A 22343-nucleotide genomic window follows, 5' to 3' on the forward strand; every position below is an offset into this window, starting at 1 on the left:
CTAGCATATGTATATGATCCGAACAGCATTCCGCCTCGATAATTTCTACATTTTTTCTCTTACTTAAATCTCTTAGAATTTTACCTACATCAACTTTTATCCGACCATAAATTATTTGCCTTCTATACTTTGGAGCAAAAACAATATGATATTTACATCTCCATTTACTATGTGATAAGCTTTTTACGTCATTCATTGACATTGAACCTCCTATGTTAAAATGTTGTGGTTGCCAGACCAACTTCATTTTATCACTAGGAGGTTCTTTCCTTTTCTCTAAGAAATTTTACTGACCCCCAGTTTAACTGGGGGTTTAATCATGCCTATTCGGCGTACAACTATAAATACTATCAAATAAATATTTGATAGTATTAGAGAGTTTAGGTACATAGTTAAGTACTGCTAGAATTGTACTAACATAAACAAAGGCATTTCGATAAATCGAGATGCCTTTGTTTGTTGAGTAGTATTAATTTTAAATTCAATTTATCAAATTATATATCAATCTAAAACAAGTAATATTCCTTAACAGGTATTATATCTTGCCTTACGTTATTTTACTTGTTTGATGTATTACTTTTTACTTATAAAGACGTTTCCTCCATATAAAATGTTACCATCTTCCCTATGACGTTTATCGACATTACCATTCTACCACGGTGCGTGAGTACGATTTTGTTCTTATTATCTTTGTATATAATTCTTTTATTGCCTTTGAAAAGACAAAACACACTTTCCTTTTCTGTGTAATTTCCATATTTTACAAATTCATATGTCATTACATAATAGGTCTATATATTTTACAATTTTCTAAATAACTTATCCATATGATAATCATATATACACGATTCATTTATGTATCCACTGCTTACAAATAGGTACATGTCTATTACTACACTTCTAATACATTTTTAATGTATTTATTTTATACATTACGTATAATTCTTTGATTATATTCTACAATGTATTATTATATTTCATTACAGACTTCTAACAATTTATAAAATCTCTCATACTCCTTGTTGTCAATAATTAATTATTTATGTATACTTTTAATTGAAAATATTTATCATTATTAATTATTCAACTAATAGAATACATAGAGGAGTCAAAATTATGACTAAATTTTTATATAAGCAACTACTATGTTCATTAACAATAGTTACACCACTGTTAAGTACTGTTTATGCAACAGACACGCAACCTGTTCAATTACATCCCATAAAAGTACGATCTGATTATGTAGAAATTGAACGATTACGTAATACTAAACAAGTTATTGTTTTACGTGATAAAGATTTACAAAATAAAGGTTATCGTACGATATCAGATGCATTAAATGATATAACAAGTATTAACGTGAATACTACAGGAACTGGAGACATTGATATTCGTGGACAAGGTTCAGATCAATCAGTTCGTAATATTCAAGTAATGTTAGATGGTGCTCCCATTACAACAATGGTCAATCATCCAATGAAAACTAATTATGATATTGTTCCTATTGAGCAAGTTGAAAAAATTGAAATTATTCCTGGCGGTGGATCCGTTTTATATGGTTCAGGAAGTGCTGGTGGTGTTATTAATATTACCACTAATTTACGATCTATAAAAAAACCTAAAAATATAATCACTACAGAATTTAATTCGCAGGGCCATAGATTAGGTATTAATGTAGGGAATAAAATAAATAATAATCTAAGTATCCAAGCTGGATATAATAAATTACATAGAAATTTATATTTTAAAAATACGTATCGGCATAGCGATTATTATTATACAGGACTTACCTATAAATTTGACAATTCACAAGATATCACTTTTAGATATAGTCTTTTAGATGAAAAAAGTAATTATGTTGGTAGTGTTAATTCAAAAAAATTAAAACAAGAAGGCTATAATTATGTTCCTAGATTACAAAAATTTACATTAGGCTTAGATAAAGATGGTCATAAAATAGAAACAGTACGTCCAGATTATTTAAATGGAAATCGAGAATTAACCTCATATAACATGACTTATCATAAGGATATTAATAAAAATTTATATGTTACAGGTGATTTTTTCTATAATACTGGATATTATCGAAATAATGATACTGATTACAGAAAAATGAATCATGATACTAAAGGAGTTAAATTAAAATTTGATTATAATTATGGATTAAAAAATGATTTATTAGTAGGTTTAGATATTTACAGTCAAAAAGCTAATCTTAATTATAATGACTATAAGTCAATAAATTATAAACAAAAAATATATAAGGAAGTTCCTTTAAGCTTTTATTATCATAAAAAGAATTCAGCTATTTATATTTTAAATATTTTAAATAAAAATAAATGGACATTTACTCAAGGAATCAGACGTGATAAAACAGAGTGGACTTATGATAAACATGCTGCTCGTAATGTTTCTGGTAATGACACTGACAATAGATGGAATACAGCTAGTGAATTATCTATAGCCTATAATTATAATAAAACTGGTAATATATATGCTCGTTTTGAAAAAGGATTTACAAGTCCTGACGGATTACAAATTACTGATCAAATAAAAGTTAATGGTATAAATCAATATGTAGCAACTAGTGCAGAAGACGAAAAATTTAATTTATACGAACTAGGGTGGCGTGACAATATAGGAATTTCATCGATTAATGTTACATTATTTTCATCCTACACTAATAATCAAATGAATAGATTTTATGCATTAGATGACTACGGTCTATCAATGCTAACAAAAAATTTATTAAAAACTTCTCGTAAAGGTTTTGATATTTCATTAGGACAATATTTTGGTAAATGGACATTAAAAGAAAATTATACTTACTTAAAAGGATTTAGTGAATATAACGAAGCAGGTAAAAAGTTTATACAAGAACATCCTGATACAGAAATTGATTATACACGAAGTGGATTACAAAAAGTTCCAAAACATAAATTATCAATTCATGCAGAATATAAAGTTAATGATAAATTAACTACTGGACTAAAATATACATATATAGGATCTTATAATAATTTCTTAAGTGACTCTAAAAAAGAAGAAGATGGTATTGTTGGATCACATTCTATTATTGATTTGAATCTTGATTATAAATATAAGACTTTAAATATATATGGTGGTATAACAAATCTATTAAATACTGAATATTATGAATACGCTAGTGAAGGTGTATATACCGTAATACCTGGATTTAAACGATCTTATTTTATAGGATGTAAATATAATTTTTAATATTCTATAACTCCATAATATATATTATTAAGTATAAAGCGAATCTTTACTATATTTTATAAAGATTCGCTTTTTTTAATTATTCAAATAAAACATATATTAAATTGATAGTAAAAATTATTATACTCTATACAACCACAGAATATACTCATTATTTTCACAGATTATACACAAGTTATACACATGGTGTAATACTTGCAATAAGACTTGAATTTTACTAAACTTTCGGGTATATTTTTATATAGAAATTATGATTTATCCACAATTAATCTATACACCTATCCACATATATGTTATAGAAAGGAATTATGTATGGCCAATCAGGATTTAGGATCTATTTGGGAAAAAATATTAACCATTACCAAACAAACTATGAACCCAGAATTATGGGAAACATCGATTCATACGGGACTGTTACCCGTTTCATTAACCGACACCACCCTTACTGTAGGTGTGATTCAAAATTATTTAAAACCTTTTATAGAAAAAAACAAACCGATTTACAACAAATTACAAGAAGCTACCAACGAAGCATGCGGTATGGTTGTCAATATTTCCATTATTTCTTTTCAAAGCCCTGAGCAATCAGAAGAATCAATGGCCCCATCGCCCGTACCACCTACGAAAGACACAAATGAACCACTACCGCCTATGTCTGACGATACTACCTCGTATCAACAAAATATAGCTCCATCACAACCAATGGTTTCACAAACGCCAGTCGCACCATTACCACCGACAACTACGGTAGAGCAAATTCAAAATAATTCGCAGTCACTCTATGATGATCCCGTTTATATTGATCCACACCCTAGTGACCATCAAAGTGCATTTCAATTATTTCCCGATGAAAAACCATTTGTTATGCCCGTCGATACAGCACCTACTCCAAGCACCAACAAAATTATCGACCTAACGGAATCGAATTTAAATCCTGCTTTTACCTTTGAAAGCTTTATTAATGGTAATTCAAATCGTGTAGCCTATGCGTCAGCACAATATGTGGGCGAACAACCTGGCGAACGGTACAATCCATTATTTATTTATGGCCAATCGGGTCTCGGTAAAACGCATTTAATGCATGCTATTGGTAATCGAATTGTGAAAACGAAACCACATTTAAAGGTCATGTGTATTACGAGTGAAAATTTTACCAATATATTTATTAACTCTTTAAAAGATAAGCAAAATGAAAGTTTTAGAAACACCTTTCGCAATATTGATGTACTCCTCGTTGATGATATCCAATTTTTACAAAACAAAGAAAGTACACAAGAAGAATTTTTCCACACCTTTAATGCTCTGTTAGATAGTCCCAATAAGAAACAAATTGTCCTCACCAGCGATATTTTACCGAAAGATATGGTGAAAATGGAAAATCGCTTACGGTCACGCTTTGAAGCTGCTATGATTGTTACCATTGAACAACCAGACTTTGAAACACGAACAGCCATTTTAAGGGCCAACATCGATAAAGAACGAGTAAAAGCGCCAGACTTGCAAATTGATCAAAAAGTCATTACCTTTATTGCCGAACAATTTAATGAAAATGTTCGTAAATTACAAGGTGCTTTTAATCGATTAATTGGTGCTGCATCGTTAGAGGGAAAATTAAACCATATCGATATGGACTATGCATTGCGTGTATTGGCAGATTTAATCAAAAATAAACCGGTTCACTTAGTCACCATCGAGTTTATCCAAGATTTTATTGCTGATTATTTTAAAATCAAGAAATCCGATTTATTAAGTAAAAAAAGAAATGTACAATATGTATTTCCTCGACAAATTGCCATGTATCTATGTCGTGAGTTAATTAATGAAAGTTATCCGCAAATTGCAAGTGCTTTTGGTAAAAAAGATCACACCACCATATTACATGCATACGAAAAGATTTGTCGTGAAATCGATCGAAACGATAGAAATAACAATACACGCCGTATGATCGATGAAATACGTGAAAAAATAAATAGTTGTTCATAGCATGGTGGATAAGTTGTGGATAATTGTGTATAACTCAGCAATAATCGAAATATACGAGGATATGTGGATAACTATGTAGCACATATACACATAGATACGCCTATCCACAAATCCACATGTCATCACACCTAGAGAAACTTATTCACTTATCAACAACCCCTATTACTAACACTACTATTTTTATCTATCAACCAAAAAAGGTAATAGATTCATAACTTATATCGTTATTACTAAAAAAGGACTTATCATGAATATATTATTTCCTAAAGAAAATTTACAAAAAGCTATCAATGTATTACAAAAAGTATCTCAAAATAAAACAAATTCGAATGTACCAGGTGCCATTTATATTACAACGAAACAAAATCAAGTAGAATTACAAGGCAATGATTTTGAATTAGGCATAAAAATTACCATCGATGCCACAATTATTGAACCAGGTACATTGGTTGTAGGATCGCGCTACTTTCAAGAATTAATCAGAAAGTTACCAAGTAATACAATTCAATTACAACAACAAGAAGGGACTAATACATTAAAAATAACAGCGGCTTCATCTGATTTTAGTTTAGTTACCTTACATCAAAATGATTTTTCTCTAGTAGAACAAATTCACGATGAACATCATATCGACATTGATTCTATGGATTTAAAAGAATTAATCACCTTAACTAATTATGCAGCAGCTACGGATGATGATCGTCCTGTATTTTCTGGGGCCTTACTAGAAATTAATAATAATGAAATTACAATGGTTGCTACCGATACGCATAGAATGGCTGTGAAAAAAATAACAATTCCTGAATCAGCAGCCACATCGACTCGTTTTATTATTCCTACAAAAACCTTAGCCGAAGTATCACGCTTATTACCAGTAGATGCACCATCCATCATTCGTATTATATGGAATCGTACGCAAATTGTATTTTTGTTCGATTCTATCTATATTATTTCACGCTTAATTGAAGGAACCTATCCAGATTACACAAAAGTTATTCCTGCACAATTTGATTCTAGCGCTATCGTAAATCGTCGAGAATTTGCGGGAGCCGTAGATCGCGTTTCTTTATTAGCGAAAGATATTAGTTATAATGTAATTCGCTATGATTGGCATGAACAACATGTGATTTTATCGAGTCAAAACTCGGAAGTGGGAATGGCGAAGGAAGAAGTACCATGTGAATTTAAGGGAAAACCATTTACCATTTCTTTCAATGGCCGTTATATTAGTGATATTCTTCGCCATAGTACAGGGGAATTAATTCATTTGTATTTAAAAGAAAATGGTCCTGTAGTCATCCGCCAAGATAATAATAGCAATTATACCTATGTGGTAACGCCGGTACGAACTAATTAATAGCAATCAGTTATACACATAACCACGTGGATAGCGATAGATTCCAGTATGGTTATATCAAAGTTTTTTATAGATACTATTATTGATGTAGTAATAAATATACAGAAAATATTCACAATTGCCCTTGTATAATGGACATATATAGAATAATAGGGAAAGATATAGGAACAAACTATGACACAATGTATTACAACACGGATCCACACAGAATACATTCAACTCGATCAATTACTTAAATTAGAAGGTATTATTGGAACAGGTGGACAAATTAAGGAATTATTAGAGGCGCAAGCTATTTTGGTTAATCATGTACGGTGCCAGGAAAAACGAAAAAAAATTAGACCTCATGACGTGGTAGAGGTAGTTGATGTGGCAACGATTACGGTTGTGAGTGAGGAAGTATAGTGCATATTACATCGCTTCAATTATTTCAGTTTAGAAATTATAAGCACTATCAGTGTGAATTGAATCCAGATAGCATTGTTTTATATGGTGCCAATGGGGTAGGAAAAACGAATATATTAGAAGCCATCTATGTGGGAACAATTGGTAAAAGTCATCGTACGAATGATACGTCTGATTTATTGATGGTTCCTATGGATCAGGCAAGTATTATTATTAGTTTTGAAAAAAAAGATACCTTGCATACGTTGCACATTAAATTATATAAACAAGGAAGCAAAGAGATTCTTTTAAATAACACTAAGATTACGCAAAAAGAATTGTTGGGAACGTTACATACGGTTATTTTTTCTCCAGAAGATTTACAGTTAATTAAAGCAAGCCCTTCAGGACGACGACGCTTTATCGATTTGGAATTATCACAAACGAGTTCGACTTATTATCATAAGTTATTACAATACAATCGCGTGTTACAACAACGCAATTATGTGTTGAAACAGGGGAAAGGAAAAACTAGAATATCCTTAGAGGAATGGGACGAACAATTGGCTGATTTGGGGAGCTTTTTAATACAGAAGCGATTAGAGAGTTTAAAAAAAATTAATTTACTCATTGATTTAATGAATCGTAAATTAACGGATGGATTAGAAAATCTAACGCTCTATTACAAGCAACCGTATATGACGGATAACACGTTAGTCACCACGAAAGAGGAATTATTAGCGCTATTACAAGAAAATCGGGAGATAGATCGAAAGCGTTTACAAACTACTATAGGACCTCATCGTGATGATATATGCTTTTTTTCAGGTGCTAAGGATTTAAAAAAATTTGGATCTCAAGGGCAACAACGAACGGCTATTTTATCGTTGAAACTTAGCGAATTAGAATTTATAAAATCAGAAGTTGGGGAATATCCCATTTTGTTATTAGATGATGTACTCAGCGAATTAGATGAAGCGCGGCGGTCTAATCTAATCAAATTTATTCATCGACGGATACAAACGGTGATAACAACTACGGATATTACAGACTTTCAACAACTCGGGAATGTACAGTACATTGCGTGTGGAGGTGAAGAGGATGGAGGAGATAGAACATAAGAGGCGCCGTAGGCAGCATAATCAGTTCGAATCGGTGGATACTTGTTTACCTCGCACCTTAGATGAAGAGTTTCATATGGTGGAACCGTTTCGATTGCATAGTCTTATACATCATTGGAAATCGGTTGTGGGGCCTACCATAGCAGCACATACGAAGGTACTGGCTATCGAGCCGCCTAAGATTGTGATTTGTGCCTATACATCTGCATGGATGCAACAATTACAAATGCAGCAAAGGCAATTGTTACGGTGTATTAATGAGTATTATAAAGAATCGGTAATTACTACCATACAACTCACTATGTATCGCCATAGTTTTGTAAAAGAAACAGCCACGCCAAGTGATATTGATTTGCCACATATACCAACGGGGCGGATTAATTTTTCTAAACTTACGATACCAGATGCATCAGTCGAACGAATTGATCGTATTTGTGCGTTGACGGATAACAAACGGTTGCAAGCGATTACGAAAAAGATTCAAATTGAGCAAGAAAAAAAGAACCACTATTTACAAAAACAGGGCTATGTACGATGTCCTAACTGTGGTAATTGGATGCATAGTAATCACAAGATATGTGCCAATTGTAAATCGAAACACGATAGATATCGCATTAGTGCGATTAAATCTGCCTTACAAGAAAGGCCGTATATGAAATATGATGAAATTATTAACTATGGTCAATGCACATTGGACGAGTTTAATAGAGCTCGTTCAGAATTATTATATTTCTATTTGGATCGTATTTATCATGGATCCGTAAGTAGACAGGATATGTATATGACGGCCATGTTATTGACGTTTAAACGACCAGAGGAATTAACGGATGACCATGTGATTAATTTGTGCCATAAACGACGTTCTAACTACTTATCAGATGAGCAGATAGAACGGTTACGTCAGGCCAGCGTATATCGTGAGAAAGAGGATATATAATGTATATGCATATAGGAAATGACATAGCTGTAGCTGCTTGTGATATTATTGCCATACTTCGTGTAGAGGATTTGATGGATAAGAGGGAACCTCTTCTAGGGTATGGGATACCAGAAGAAGAGTATATTCATGCTAGTCGAGAGGAACCGATAAAAACGTATATTGTCACGACTACGGCGGTCTATACATCACCGGTTACTGTACAAACACTAATGAGTCGACTCGATGAATTTAATAGTATAATTTCTATGCAATCTATTGTATAATTAAAGTTAGACGATTTTTGTTATTCATATCATCATGTCATACACTATGAGTATGATGATTCTTTCATAATTAATAGTAGGAGGTACTGAATGTCCGATCAAAATTACGGAGCTCAGAATATTCAAGTTCTGGAGGGCTTGGATGCTGTACGCATGAGACCAGGTATGTATATTGGTAGTACATCCATTCGAGGCTTACATCATCTAGTCTATGAAGTTGTTGATAACAGTGTAGACGAAGCTTTGGCAGGGTATGCGACGCATATTGAAGTATCGATTCATGAGGACAATAGCGTTACAGTAGTTGATGATGGTCGCGGTATTCCTTGTGGTATCCATGAATCAGGAATTCCGGCGGTAGAATTAGTACTCACTAAATTGCATGCTGGTGGTAAATTTGGTGGTGGCGGATACAAAGTGTCCGGTGGTCTTCATGGCGTGGGGATTTCCGTTGTTAATGCCTTGAGCGAATGGACCCGTGTACAAGTACATCAAGATTCTATCATTCGCGAAATTACATTTTCTCGTGGTCATAAAACGAGTGACCTTACACAAATTGGTACCACTGATCATACAGGCACAACGGTTATCTTTAAACCAGATGCAGATATTTTTGAAACGACTGTGTTTGACTTTGATACGCTGAAAGTACGCTTACAAGAATTAGCCTTTTTAAATAAAGGATTGCGGATTACCTTAACCGATTATCGACAACAAGAACCGCGGGTAGAAAGCTTTCACTATGAAGGGGGCATTTCCTCATTCATTACCTTCTTAAATGAAAACAAGGAAGCCATCAATCCTAATATTATTCATATTGAAAATACAAAAGATGACGTAGTGGTCGATGTGGCCATGCAATATAACGACAGTTATAGCGAAAATATACTAACCTTTGTTAATAATATTAATACGATTGATGGAGGAACACATCTAAGTGGTTTCCGCAGTGCCTTAACACGTACTTTGAATGACTATGCGCGTAAAACTGGTTTGTTAAAAGATAATGAAAATAACTTAACCGGTGATGATGTGCGTGAAGGGTTAACGGCTATCGTTAGCGTGAAAGTATTAAATCCACAATTTGAAGGACAAACAAAAGGTAAACTCGGCAATAGCGAAGTGAAAGGGATTACCGATGTCATTGTATCGGAAGGGCTACGCACCTTTTTAGAAGAACATCCAGCGGATGCGAAAAAGATTATTGAAAAATCGGCAATGGCGAATCGAGCACGTGAAGCAGCTCGAAAAGCTCGTGAATTAACACGTCGTAAGAATGCTTTGGAAATTAGTTCATTGCCAGGCAAATTAGCGGATTGTTCAGAACGAGATCCGTTAATGACTGAAATTTATTTAGTCGAAGGGGACTCTGCCGGCGGTAGTGCTAAACAAGGTCGTGACAGACGATATCAAGCCATCTTACCATTGCGCGGTAAAATTTTAAATGTAGAAAAAGCACGATTAGATAAAATTTTAGCGAATGCAGAAATACGATCCATGATTACTGCTTTTGGCACGGGGATTGCTGATGAATTCGATTTAGATAAGAGCAGATATCATAAAATCATTATCATGACCGATGCCGATGTGGATGGGGCTCATATTCGTACATTACTATTAACGTTCTTTTATCGCTATATGAAACCGTTAATTGAAAATGGTCGTGTGTTTATAGCACAACCACCACTCTATCAAATCAAAAAAGGGAAAAGTCATTGGTATGTGTATAGTGATGATGAATTAAAAGTTAAATTAGATGATGTAGGTCGCGACAATTATACAATTCAACGCTATAAAGGTTTAGGGGAGATGAATCCTGAGCAGCTTTGGGAAACAACTATGAACCCTGAAAATAGAACATTATTGCAAGTTAGTTTAGAAGATGCCTTAGAAGCTGATAAAATTTTTACGATACTTATGGGTGATAAAGTAGAACCACGTCGTAAGTTTATCGAAGACAATGCTAACTTAGTTCGTAACCTTGACTTATAATGGAGGCGAATTAGGTTATGAGTGAACAAAAACAGTTAAAACGAAGTTTAAAAGCTAGGCACATGAATATGATTGCTCTCGGTGGAGCTATCGGCACAGGATTATTTGTAGCCGGTGGTGAAGTTGTTAGTACTGCTGGCCCAGGTGGTGCCTTAGTAGCCTACGGATTAATCGGCCTTATGGTATATTTTCTCATGACTAGCTTGGGAGAAATGGCGACCTATCTGCCTGTATCGGGGTCTTTTGGCACCTATGCCACTAGGTACGTTGATAAGGCGTTTGGTTTTGCGTTAGGGTGGAATTATTGGTTCAATTGGGCTATTACCTTGGCTGCTGAATTAGTAGCCGGGGCGCTCATTATGAAATACTGGTTCCCCGATACACCAGCCATTGTATGGAGTGCTATCTTTTTAATCCTTTTATTTACACTAAATTATTTATCGACCCGTTCGTTTGGTGAAAGTGAGTATATATTTTCCGGTATCAAAGTAATTACAGTTCTCGTATTTTTATTTGCCGGTTTCATGCTCATATTAGGCGTTGGAGGCGAGTCTCCAGGGTTTACTAACTGGGTAGTTGGTGATGCACCATTCGTAGGCGGCGTAGGGGCTATTTTAACGATATTTATGGTAGCCGGATTTTCCTTTCAAGGTACAGAATTGATCGGTGTAGCGGCTGGCGAATCAGAAGATCCAGAAAAAAATATTCCTAAAGCCATTAATACTATATTTTGGCGCATTTTACTCTTTTATATTGGCGCCTTTACAGTGATTGGATTTTTAATTCCTTATACAGATTCTAATCTATTAAATAGTAGCGTAGAAAACATTTCGATTAGTCCTTTTACACTCGTATTTGATCGATTTGGATTTACTTTTGCAGCCAGCTTTATGAATGCCATCATTTTAACAGCCGTATTATCGGCGGGAAATTCTGGTTTATATGCGTCTACGCGCATGCTATACGCTTTATCAAAAGAAGGTCAAGCACCAGCTTGTTTTGGCCGTGTCAATAAACGAGGTGTTCCCGTTAACTCTCTTTTATTAACGGCTTCGTTAGGATTATTTGCCTTTTTAACGTCCTTGATTGGAGAAGGTACAGCCTATAGTTGGATTGTTAATATTAGCGGTATGAGTGGTTTCATTGCCTGGGTTGGTATTGCCATTTCCCATTATCGATTCCGTCGGGCCTTTAAAGCGCAGAATAAACCATTGAGCCATATTCCTTATAAGGCATCATTATTTCCATTTGGACCCCTATTAGCCTTAGCGTTATGTATATTTATTATTGCAGGGCAAAATTATTCTGCTTTCATAGGCGATGAAATTGACTGGTATGGTGTGAGTGTAGCCTATATCGGATTACCGGTATTCTTTGCTACTTACCTAGGTTATAAATGGACACATCATACAAAAGTGATTCCATTACAAGATATCGACCTATCACGAAATTATGATGAGTAATTACCTATCCTACATGGGTATTGATTGGTAGATTTATTGACAGTACGTATGACACATATACTATGAGTGATACGAGGGGTTTTGAAAGTAGTATAAGCTACTATCTCTATCGTTTCTTATTAGTGGTAGAAACAATTCTATACAAACATTCTAGTGGTAGAAAGAACTCTATACAAAAATTTCTTCTGAATTGATGAAGGGGAAGAACGTAAAAATGAATTATGAATGTACAACTGCTATATAAGAAGATAGTATACGTATGAAGTAGTTTAATAGATATATGATTCATGGTTTCTTAAATTAAATAGATGAAGTATAAGCATATATAAACGAATTATGAATGCATAGTACGAGATAAGACGATAGTATGCATTAAGTATTTTAGTAGATATATGTAAACGAAAAGGCAAGTTGATGGTATGTCATCAACTTGCCTTTTTATTTTCGTTTGGAAAAGCTTTATATCATTTTTAGGAACATAGGGGAGCTTTCATAGGATACATATGATGTCATCCTATAGTAGCATATATAGTGTACGATGCAAGAAGCTATTTATTTTTCTTATAGACCAGTTTCCATGTATGATAGAGCATTAATAAGGAATAGGTAATTAAGAGTAGACCAATTCCTCGGATAATAAAATGTGGTTCTGCTGGATTATTGCCGTAGGCAAATAAAAAACCACCAAAGCAAAGCACAATGATTGATAAAATAATTCCTGTTAGTAATGTTTTCATGACATTCCTCGTTTAGATGATAGAACTTAATTGAGATGTGGATGGATGATACATATCATCTAATCACATGTATATGACTTTATTATACCATAGGAATACATATACTACACATTATCAATCAGATGCAAGACGGTATCAATATCATTAAGAGGCATAATATGAACGCCGTGAGCAATTTTTTTTATTTCTTGAAGAGTTTCTATTGCCATTTCAAGTCCGGCCTCTTTACCGCCTATTTTTACACGTTCTAAGATGGATTTTGAAATCGTAATACCTGGTACTTTTGTATCTAAATAGGTGGCCATTTTATAACTTTTTAAAAGAATTAATCCTAACATAATGGGGATGTTGAGAGAGGCCATGCTATCGATAAAACGTTTTGCTTTTTCTAAATCATAAATGGGTTGCGTTTGTATAAATTGAGCGCCATTATCTATTTTTTTCTTAATTTTTTCTTTTTCTGCTACTAAATCATCAGCACAAGGATTGCCAGTGGTACCAATGTAAAAATTAGTGGGTGCATCTAATGGATTACCTGCTAGATCATGACCTTCATTGAGTGATGAAGCAATATGCAATAATCCCATAGAATCTACTTCAAATACGGCTTTTGCTTGTGGATGATCGCCATTAGTTGGCTGGTCACCAGTTAAGGTTAAAATATTGTGAACACCTAAGGCGGCAGCCCCTAATAATTCAGATTGTAAACCAATAATATTTCGATCACGACAAGTTAAATGAAAAATAGTTTCTACATTGGATTGGGATTGTAATAAATGGGATAGGGCGATAGGGCTCATGCGCATATTCGACATAGGGCTGTCGGCGATATTAATGGCATCAATTTTTCCTTGTAATCGCTTTGCTTCGTCAAAGGTTTTTTGCGCAGAGCTGCTTTTAGGGGGATCTAGCTCTACAGTAATAGTAAATTGATGTTGTTCATGTTTTTCTCGTAATGTCATAGTAAGACTCCTACCTACGATGATAATAAATATAAATATATCGAAATGTGTTGTTGGCCATTAATTTTTAAATAATTCATTCGCTAAATTAACAGCAGTGACACCATCTTTTGCATAGTAGTCAGCACCAGCTTGATCGGCGTATTCTTGCGATAATACAGCACCACCTACCATAACAGGTGTAGTAAGACCAGCACTGCGCATTGCATGGATGGTATTGTCGATTTGAGGCATAGTGGTGGTCATTAAGGAACAAATGCCAACCAAGGCTGCTTTATGTTCTTTTACAGCATCTACAATTGTAGTAGGGTCCACATCTTTTCCTAAATCGATAATGCGATACCCGTTATTTTCTAATAAAGCAGCTACAATATTTTTTCCTAAGTCGTGAATATCGCCTTTTACCGTAGCAACGATGACGGTTTCTTTTTCTAATGACGTATCAGCTGGTAAGACGCGTTTTATCGTTTGAAAGGCCGCTTGCATTGTTTCGGCTGCGAGCATTACTTGGGGTAAAAATAATTTGCCAGATCCAAACTTGTCACCTACCACATTCATGGCTTCAGATAATCCTTCTTTTGTGATGATGAGAGGATCTATGCCATCAGATAGGGCTGTTTCAATTAAGGGGATAATAGCCTCTTTTTCTCCCTGTTCTACGCAATGTTGAATCATATCGATGGGATTATCACTGGTAAATTTTGATGGATTCGTTTCTTTCACAGTTACCGGGGTACTGGTATCTTCTGATTCATAGCCATATTCTTTGATAAAAGTAGCGGCTCCAGAATCCCAACCTAATAATGTTTTAGCAGTGATAAAGGCTTTTTTTACAGGATAATTTAATGGATTTAAAATCGGTGTAGTTAAGCCACTGGCTAAGGCCATGGTTAAAAATTGAGAGTTTAAGTAAGGTCGTTGTGGCATACCGAAGGAGATATTCGATAGACCCATTACTGTAGGAAATCCAAAGTGCTTTTTATATAATTGTAATGTACGCAGTGTTTGTTTCGCACTTTCATCACCAGAAGCAAGTGTTAATACCAATGGATCCAAGAGTAAGTCATTTGGTCTTAAACCATATTCATAGGCTTGGGTAACAATTTTTTTTGCCAATTCGATGCGTTTTTCTGCAGTTTCCGGTAAATCGCCACTACTTAACGGTAAACAGAGCAAAGCTGCGCCATATCGTTTTGCCAAGGGCATAACGGCTTTTATTTGTTCTGGTTCTGCATTAACAGAATTGATTAAAGGTCGACCAGGATAGTTTTTTAAGCCTACTTCTAATGCCTTAGGATCGAGTGTATCGATGGATAAAGGCGTTTCTACTAACATGGATAATTCACAAATGGCGCGTTCCATCAAAGGCGCTTGATCAACGCCACCAACACCCATATTTACATCTAGAATAGAGGCGCCTGCTTCAACTTGGGCTAAGGCATCGCGTTTTACCATCATAAAGTTACCTTCGCGTAACTCTTTGGCGAGCACTTTACGTCCCGTTGGGTTAATTCGTTCGCCGATGATTACAGGTTCTTGCTCTTGACCTAATCGTAAAATTTGTGTCCGACTTGTCAAAGCAGTAAAAGGCTCAACGATAGGACGAGGTTGTGCCTGATAGTGACGTGCTATGGTGGCGATTTCTTGAATATGTTCTGGTGTACTGCCACAACAAGCACCAATATAGGTAGCACCAGCATCAATAATATCGGTAATATGGGATGCCATATCCGTTGGATTTAAAGGGAATACTGTTTTCTTGTTCACTAATACCGGCATACCTGCATTCGCTTGGGCTATGAGGGGTAAATTAGTGACAGATGCCATTGCTTTAATCATAGGTGCAATTTGTACAGGACCTAAGGAACAATTGATACCGATAATATCAGCACCCATTGCCTCTAGCAAAATGGCCGCTCCTTCTGGGGTAGTACCAGTAATTGTACGACCATCTTCACTGAAAGAAAATTGACAGATAATTTGTACATCTTCCTTTGTTTTTTTGTGAAAGTCCCGTGCATCTTTGGCAGCTAATAGGGCTGCACGCATTTCTTGAATATCAATAATTGTTTCAATAATAATATAGTCCACACCAGCTTCTATTAAGGCTAAGGCTTGCTCATAATAGGTGTTATAAATAGTATCAAAAGGAATATTACCAAGAGGAACGATAAATTTACCAGTAGGCCCTAAATCACCAGCTACTTTGGCAGATGGTTTACATTCAGCAATCGCTTCTTTAGCTATCTTAACGGCCGCTGTATTAATTTCTTTTACACGATGAGATAATTGATAATCCTCTAATTTTAAAGAACACGCACCAAAGGTGTTGGTGGTAATAATATCACTTCCATGCTGTAAATATTCTATATGAATATGTTTTACTACCTCTGGTCGTTCAATATTAAATAATTCTGGGCAATAGCCCTCTTGTAAGCCAGCGGCTTGTAACATCGTGCCCATAGCACCATCAAAAATAAGCATATATACATCTCCTAGTGATTCAATTAGGGATCATTGTAAACAATAGAAATATCATCATAGTTATTGTAGTACAAATTGTTTTATGTGTACTACCGTTAACTTTCATAAAATTAAGATAAGTAAAATAAGTAAAATAAGTAAGATACTATCAACAAAGTCAGAATACTAATACGTTCTAACTATAAGATAGTTAAGAATATCAAAATAAAATACGTTAACCAAGTTAAGAAATTCAGTAATCGAAATCTATATGACATCGATTGAAATAAAATGGGAATGTTATATACTCTATATCAATAAACAATTCAGAGTATACTATATAATTGATTAGTAGAAAGTAATCATTCCATTATTCCATAGAAGTTTTACGAGATTGACAATTTTTTTGCGAACAGGATGTACAACCTCGCTTGGTTGTAGTCGTAGTAGTGCCAGGCATACAACCAATAATAGCAGTTACCGATTTTCTAGGAAATAATAAAAAGGTATCGGTTACAGATAGATTGATTTCTTCTGTTTTTATAATCGACGCCAAGTCTTTTTGTACTTCTAAAGGCCAATTCCCATAACCTGGACTAAAACGCCAAGTGGGAGTATAGCCATTTTTTTTAGCCAAACGGTTAATAATTTCATTTACTTGATCAGCTACTTGTTCTACCGCAGTGGTAGCGGCGGCATCAACGAGTAAACCGACTGTATAATTTCCTTCTTTAAATAATTCAGCGCTTCGTATTTCTACGGCTTCACCAATCGTTACAGCTAGCACAAATACTTTAGTAGCATTTGCTAAATGATTGCGAATCGATGTACCCTCTACAACAATAGGGGGATTACTTTCAATAGTATAGGTAGTTGCATTATAGGAATATTCTTGATAAATACCTTTTGGATTTGCTAATAATTGAATTTCTTTACAAGCTTCATCAACATAGTGTTCAGGAAAATTTTCAGCATGTCTCAGTCCAGCATATCGTTTTACTTCACTTTTATTAATCGATGATACTCTACCATTATAAATTGCCATAGATATCACCTCGTTTTATAAATTATTTGTATAACAATAAAAATATCGATACATATACACTTGCTATACGCTAGTTATCATCACTAGTGTATTAGTATAAAAAAAACTATCTACTATAGATAGTGTCTATAAAAAATATATATCAATGTTCTTTTAGTATAGAAAAATAGCTTGGTAAAGTCAATAAATTACCCTATAAGGGTTTACTAAGTTGGTTATAGGTTAAATCTATAAACTTTTACCAATAGTGTTTGATGTATGCATACAGTATATCGTGATAGATAATTAATACTAGAATTAGAGGTAGCCTGGAAATAAAGCTGATTGTAAAAGATCCTTTTTCCTCTGTTAATTATCGAATAGGTAGATTAGAAATGATTGAACTTTTGATGGTATATTAATATTGCGTTAACTACCGTAAAGATAGCTTAGAAATTAAGTACTCTTAAGTAATCGTAAGTACTCTTGTTAACTACCGTAAAGGTAGCTTAGAAAATTCTTGCTGCTGCCTGTGTTGATAAGTGGAAATTAATTACCGCATAGGTAGCTTAGAAAACACTTACAGTTGATAAATCAAGCGAAAAAATGTTAACTACCGCATAGATAGTTTAGAAAACTAAAAATTAAAACTTAAAATTCCATGTACTTAACTACCCTGCATAGGTAGAATAGGCGATATGTTTATTATGTCGCATATAATATTTCTTTTTATTGCTAGATTGAAGAAAGTATGGTTATATGTTTTATATGTATCATAATAAAATCAGTTTATTCAGTTCATATAGTGCATATTATATCGCTATAGATAGTGTCAATTATTTTCTATAAACGTCTTTTTATTATTAATTATCAAACATATTTTGTGACTGGTTAAAGGTTACAGCAAATCCACGATGTATTTTACCAAAAATTTAGCATTATACTCGCTAGCAAATGTGCATACAAAAATATCTAATAATTCAATTGATGGAAACTGTTCTTTGTAACTTATTCATCTTTTTAAGTACTTATTCAGCTAATATAGTGCATATTACATCGCTATACGTATATTATTTATTAAATAAGGTTATTATATAATGAAACTATATAACATGAATAGGTATTTTGAGTCGTACTATACTTATGGTACTATCAGATATAGAAAATAGATCGCTAGTTGGTGTTTGTATAGACACAGTCGTTAGAAACAAAATCAGAACTTTTTAATGAATACTAGTTTATATACATATAAAACCATTATAAGATAGTAGTGATGGATACTTTTATTTTATATTAGTAGAAACTTATTCATATACAGTAGTATACTGGTTATTACACTAACGAAGGATACGTATACTGTTATAAAATATGTAATTGGTATATGATACATATAGAAAGAAAAAATAATTAATTTACAGAGAAAAATCATATATAGAGGTTAGTTTGTGATATAATAAAATGTAAATGATACATGCAAAATGAGGTGAATGCAGTGGGAAAAATTATAGCAATAACGAATCAAAAAGGTGGTGTCGGTAAAACAACAACCTCAGTCAACGTAAGTGCTTGTTTAGCTAATATGGGAAAAAAAGTACTTTTAGTTGATTTAGATTCACAAGGTAATGCGTCGAGTGGGATCGGTGTTAATAAAGATGAATTAGAGTATTGCATATATAATGTACTAATTGAAACGTATGATATAGAAAAAATTATTCAACATACGATGCTAGAAAGATTAGATATTGCACCTGCAACGATTCAATTAGCTGGTGCTGAAGTTGATATGGTTCCCATTGTTTCACGTGAAACAATTTTAAAACAATCATTGCAATCGATTCGAGATACGTACGATTTTATTATTATAGACTGCCCACCATCACTAGGGTTATTAACGTTGAATGCATTAACAGCAGCAGATAGCGTATTGATTCCTATTCAATGTGAATTTTATGCGTTAGAAGGCGTTAGTCAATTAATTAAAACGATTCAAATCGTGCAACAAACATCAAATCCATCGCTAGAGATTGAAGGCGTTTTATTAACGATGTTTGATGGTAGAACCAATCTATCAATTCAAGTAGCAGAAGAAGTGAAACGCTTTTTTAAGCATCATGTATATACAACCATCATACCGAGAAATGTTCGATTAAGTGAAGCTCCTAGCTATGGAGAGCCAATTATTATATATGATCCTAAATCGAAAGGGGCAGAAGTATATATGAATTTAGCTGAGGAGGTACTTGGTGATGCCTACTAGTAAGAAAAATGGAGGCTTAGGTCGAGGTATTGGTTCTTTAATGAATTTAGATAACACGAAAACGATTGATGAAATACAACAATCTAATAAAAGTGAGTTACCTATAGAGGTAATCGTTCCTAATGAAAATCAACCACGAAAAAACTTTTCTGAAGATGGACTCGCTACGTTAGTAGAATCCATTAAACAATATGGTATTGTACAACCTATTGTAGTTCGAAAATTAGGCGATATCTATCAAATTGTAGCTGGTGAACGACGATATAGAGCAGCAATAGAGGTGGGATTGCGGATAGTACCAGTTATTATAAAAAATTATAGTACGGAAGAAGTTACTGAAATTGCATTAGTCGAAAATTTACAGCGACAAGATTTAGATCCTATTGAAGAGGCTTATGCGTATCAACGGCTCATGGAAACGTTTAAACAAACACAGGAAAAAATAGCAGTAAAATTGGGACGAAGCCGATCTCATGTAGCTAATATGATGCGTTTGTTGCAATTGCCAGAACCAATTCGAAATGATTTGTCTGTTGGTGATCTTACCATTGGTCAAGCTAGACCTTTATTAGGATTGAAAGATGAAGCATTACAGTTAGAAGCAGTAGAAAAAATAAAAGAAGGAGAATTGAGTGCTCGTCAAGTGGAGGCATTAGTAAAAACACTAGTTAAGCCAAAACAGGTGAAAAAAGATACTATCAAATCTAGTTCTAACGATTCTGCAGAAATTCGTGCCTTAGTAGAACAACTTAAAGTAAGTTTAGGAACGCCCGTAGCGATTAAGTTGAATACAGGTAAGACGATGAAAGGGCGTATTGAAATTTCATTTTCTTCAGAGCGTGAACTAGAACGATTGCTATCTTATATGCAGTCCCATGATGAAAGTGATACTCATATTGATTCCTTTCGCGTTTAGTAATTAGAAAGTAAATTATGTCAACTATAGAATATACCCCTAAAAGTAATCGAATCCATATAGGATTTTTTGGACCTTGCAATGCAGGAAAATCTACGTTAATTAATATGTTAACAGATCAGGAAGTGTCGTTAGTAGCATCTGTAGCTGGTACGACAACAGATCCAGTTAGTAAAGCTATGGAAATTTTACCGTTAGGCCCTGTCATGATTACCGATACAGCTGGTATTGATGATACGTCTGAGTTAGGTGCATTGCGTATCAAAAAAACAAAAACCTTACTACCGACCATAAATATTGCTGTGTACGTAGTAAGAAATGATGTACCAATTTCTGAATTGGATATAGAATGGATACATTTATTATCCTCTCATCATGTGCCTATCGTCTTATGTGTGAATCAAGTAGACCCATCACTTTCTATAGACGAGTATTTGGCCTCCTATCCTATGATAAAAGAACAAGTTAAAGCGATTGGCAGTGCTAATTTTCTAGAAAAAGATCAAAGATTAGCATTACTTGATATGTTAGGACATATACAACCGATTGATGGGGAAGAGGAAACTACGTTATTAGAAGGAATTATTGAAGCCGGTGATATCGTTGTATTAGTGTGTCCCATTGATAGTGCAGCACCAAAAGGACGATTGATTTTACCACAGGTACAAATGATACGAGAAATTCTCAACAAACGTGGCTTGGCGGTGGTTGTTCAAACAGAGGAATTAGCACAAACACTTGATTCATTAAGTAAAGAACCTCGGTTGGTAATTACTGATTCACAAGCTTTTGAAGAGGTATCTCAAATAGTGCCACTGCATATACCATTAACATCGTTTTCAATTTTAATGGCTCGCTTTAAAGGACGATTAAAAGAATTGGTAAAGGGGATTCATGCAGTTAAACAGTTACAACCTGGTTCAAAGGTGTTGATTAGTGAAGGATGTACTCACAGACGACAATGTGATGATATTGGTACCGTGAAAATACCTAAATGGTTAGAAAAACAAGGGTATAAAGATTTAGATTTACATTGGAGTTCTGGCGGTCACTTTCCAGAAGATATAGAAACCTATGATTTAATTATCCATTGTGGTGCGTGCATGTTAACACGACGTGAAGTGTTACATCGCATTGATATTTCTACGATACATGGTGTACCAATTGTAAATTATGGTATTTTAATTGCTGAATTGCATGGTATTTTAGAAAGGGCTATTAGTCCCTTCTGTAATGAATTATAA

The 22343-nt window shown here is 34.1% G+C and carries 17 protein-coding genes; 12 read left to right on the top strand and 5 right to left on the bottom strand.

Going from position 1 to position 22343, the window contains the following annotated elements:
* A partial coding sequence (gene tnpA / locus K357_RS0105855) for an IS200/IS605 family transposase (RefSeq protein WP_028257872.1) occupies nt 1-196 on the bottom strand: 196 nt, incomplete at its 3' end.
* A 920-nt stretch (nt 197-1116) separates the two neighbouring features.
* On the opposite strand from tnpA, the gene K357_RS0105860 reads away from it, so the two are divergent.
* The 9 genes from K357_RS0105860 (at nt 1117) to K357_RS0105900 (ending at nt 12740) form a co-directional block, all read left to right on the top strand.
* Nucleotides 1117-3237 (top strand): TonB-dependent receptor, encoded by a 2121-nt coding sequence (locus K357_RS0105860; RefSeq protein ID WP_038113717.1) that lies wholly within the window; start codon nt 1117-1119, stop codon nt 3235-3237.
* 312 nt (nt 3238-3549) lie between these two features.
* On the top strand, nt 3550-5220 hold the full coding sequence (dnaA, locus tag K357_RS0105865) for a chromosomal replication initiator protein DnaA (protein ID WP_028257874.1): 1671 nt from the start codon (nt 3550-3552) through the stop codon (nt 5218-5220).
* A gap of 247 nt (nt 5221-5467) precedes the next feature.
* Nucleotides 5468-6577: a DNA polymerase III subunit beta gene (dnaN, locus tag K357_RS0105870; RefSeq protein WP_028257875.1), complete on the top strand. Its 1110-nt coding sequence runs from the start codon at nt 5468-5470 to the stop codon at nt 6575-6577.
* 174 nt (nt 6578-6751) lie between these two features.
* On the top strand, nt 6752-6982 hold the full coding sequence (locus K357_RS0105875; protein WP_028257876.1) for an RNA-binding S4 domain-containing protein: 231 nt from the start codon (nt 6752-6754) through the stop codon (nt 6980-6982).
* Complete coding sequence (recF, locus tag K357_RS0105880; protein ID WP_028257877.1) at nt 6982-8082, top strand: DNA replication/repair protein RecF; 1101 nt, start codon at nt 6982-6984, stop codon at nt 8080-8082. Before K357_RS0105875 ends, recF begins: the two co-directional genes overlap by 1 nt.
* Nucleotides 8063-9019, top strand: a complete 957-nt coding sequence (locus K357_RS08940) for a DciA family protein (protein WP_051212146.1) — start codon at nt 8063-8065, stop codon at nt 9017-9019. The genes recF and K357_RS08940 overlap by 20 nt, the downstream gene beginning before the upstream one ends.
* Nucleotides 9019-9285, top strand: a complete 267-nt coding sequence (locus K357_RS0105890) for an extracellular matrix/biofilm biosynthesis regulator RemA family protein (RefSeq protein ID WP_028257878.1) — start codon at nt 9019-9021, stop codon at nt 9283-9285. The genes K357_RS08940 and K357_RS0105890 overlap by 1 nt, the downstream gene beginning before the upstream one ends.
* A gap of 90 nt (nt 9286-9375) precedes the next feature.
* Nucleotides 9376-11277: a DNA topoisomerase (ATP-hydrolyzing) subunit B gene (gene gyrB, locus K357_RS0105895; RefSeq protein WP_028257879.1), complete on the top strand. Its 1902-nt coding sequence runs from the start codon at nt 9376-9378 to the stop codon at nt 11275-11277.
* Between the two features lie 17 nt (nt 11278-11294).
* The gene (locus tag K357_RS0105900; protein WP_028257880.1) at nt 11295-12740 is read left to right on the top strand and encodes an amino acid permease; all 1446 of its coding nucleotides are present in this window, start codon (nt 11295-11297) and stop codon (nt 12738-12740) included.
* A 548-nt stretch (nt 12741-13288) separates the two neighbouring features.
* Here the strand turns inward: K357_RS0105900 and K357_RS0105905 are convergent.
* From K357_RS0105905 to K357_RS0105920, 4 genes are all read right to left on the bottom strand, one after another.
* On the bottom strand, nt 13289-13477 hold the full coding sequence (locus tag K357_RS0105905) for a hypothetical protein (protein WP_028257881.1): 189 nt from the start codon (nt 13475-13477) through the stop codon (nt 13289-13291).
* 104 nt (nt 13478-13581) lie between these two features.
* Nucleotides 13582-14439 (bottom strand): methylenetetrahydrofolate reductase, encoded by an 858-nt coding sequence (locus K357_RS0105910; RefSeq protein ID WP_028257882.1) that lies wholly within the window; start codon nt 14437-14439, stop codon nt 13582-13584.
* Nucleotides 14440-14499: 60 nt separating this feature from the next.
* Complete coding sequence (locus K357_RS0105915) at nt 14500-16923, bottom strand: homocysteine S-methyltransferase family protein (RefSeq protein ID WP_028257883.1); 2424 nt, start codon at nt 16921-16923, stop codon at nt 14500-14502.
* Between the two features lie 349 nt (nt 16924-17272).
* Nucleotides 17273-17947: a methionine synthase gene (locus K357_RS0105920; RefSeq protein ID WP_028257884.1), complete on the bottom strand. Its 675-nt coding sequence runs from the start codon at nt 17945-17947 to the stop codon at nt 17273-17275.
* Between the two features lie 1471 nt (nt 17948-19418).
* On the opposite strand from K357_RS0105920, the gene K357_RS0105925 reads away from it, so the two are divergent.
* From K357_RS0105925 to hydF, 3 genes are read left to right on the top strand one after another with little or no spacing between them, the layout of a single operon-like run.
* A complete protein-coding gene (locus K357_RS0105925; RefSeq protein WP_028257885.1) occupies nt 19419-20183 on the top strand; it encodes a ParA family protein in 765 nt (254 codons plus the stop codon).
* Nucleotides 20184-20223: 40 nt separating this feature from the next.
* Nucleotides 20224-21099 carry a ParB/RepB/Spo0J family partition protein gene (locus tag K357_RS0105930; protein ID WP_051212147.1) on the top strand — a complete coding sequence of 292 codons (876 nt, stop codon included), beginning with the start codon at nt 20224-20226 and terminating at the stop codon, nt 21097-21099.
* 26 nt (nt 21100-21125) lie between these two features.
* Nucleotides 21126-22343: a [FeFe] hydrogenase H-cluster maturation GTPase HydF gene (gene hydF, locus K357_RS0105935; RefSeq protein WP_028257887.1), complete on the top strand. Its 1218-nt coding sequence runs from the start codon at nt 21126-21128 to the stop codon at nt 22341-22343.

Origin of the sequence: Veillonella montpellierensis DSM 17217 (genome assembly GCF_000426745.1) — a bacterium.
In the GTDB taxonomy this organism is placed as follows: domain Bacteria; phylum Bacillota; class Negativicutes; order Veillonellales; family Veillonellaceae; genus Veillonella; species Veillonella montpellierensis.

Excerpts from the sequence above, each read along its gene's own strand:
- K357_RS0105860 (WP_038113717.1), top strand. The coding sequence starts at position 1,117 with ATGACTAAATTTTTATATAAGCAACTACTATGTTCATTAACAATAGTT.
- dnaA (WP_028257874.1), top strand. The coding sequence starts at position 3,550 with ATGGCCAATCAGGATTTAGGATCTATTTGGGAAAAAATATTAACCATT.
- dnaN (WP_028257875.1), top strand. The coding sequence starts at position 5,468 with ATGAATATATTATTTCCTAAAGAAAATTTACAAAAAGCTATCAATGTA.
- K357_RS0105875 (WP_028257876.1), top strand. The coding sequence starts at position 6,752 with ATGACACAATGTATTACAACACGGATCCACACAGAATACATTCAACTC.
- K357_RS08940 (WP_051212146.1), top strand. The coding sequence starts at position 8,063 with ATGGAGGAGATAGAACATAAGAGGCGCCGTAGGCAGCATAATCAGTTC.
- K357_RS0105890 (WP_028257878.1), top strand. The coding sequence starts at position 9,019 with ATGTATATGCATATAGGAAATGACATAGCTGTAGCTGCTTGTGATATT.
- gyrB (WP_028257879.1), top strand. The coding sequence starts at position 9,376 with ATGTCCGATCAAAATTACGGAGCTCAGAATATTCAAGTTCTGGAGGGC.
- K357_RS0105900 (WP_028257880.1), top strand. The coding sequence starts at position 11,295 with ATGAGTGAACAAAAACAGTTAAAACGAAGTTTAAAAGCTAGGCACATG.
- K357_RS0105905 (WP_028257881.1), bottom strand. The coding sequence starts at position 13,477 with ATGAAAACATTACTAACAGGAATTATTTTATCAATCATTGTGCTTTGC.
- K357_RS0105910 (WP_028257882.1), bottom strand. The coding sequence starts at position 14,439 with ATGACATTACGAGAAAAACATGAACAACATCAATTTACTATTACTGTA.
- K357_RS0105915 (WP_028257883.1), bottom strand. The coding sequence starts at position 16,923 with ATGCTTATTTTTGATGGTGCTATGGGCACGATGTTACAAGCCGCTGGC.
- K357_RS0105920 (WP_028257884.1), bottom strand. The coding sequence starts at position 17,947 with ATGGCAATTTATAATGGTAGAGTATCATCGATTAATAAAAGTGAAGTA.
- K357_RS0105930 (WP_051212147.1), top strand. The coding sequence starts at position 20,224 with ATGAATTTAGATAACACGAAAACGATTGATGAAATACAACAATCTAAT.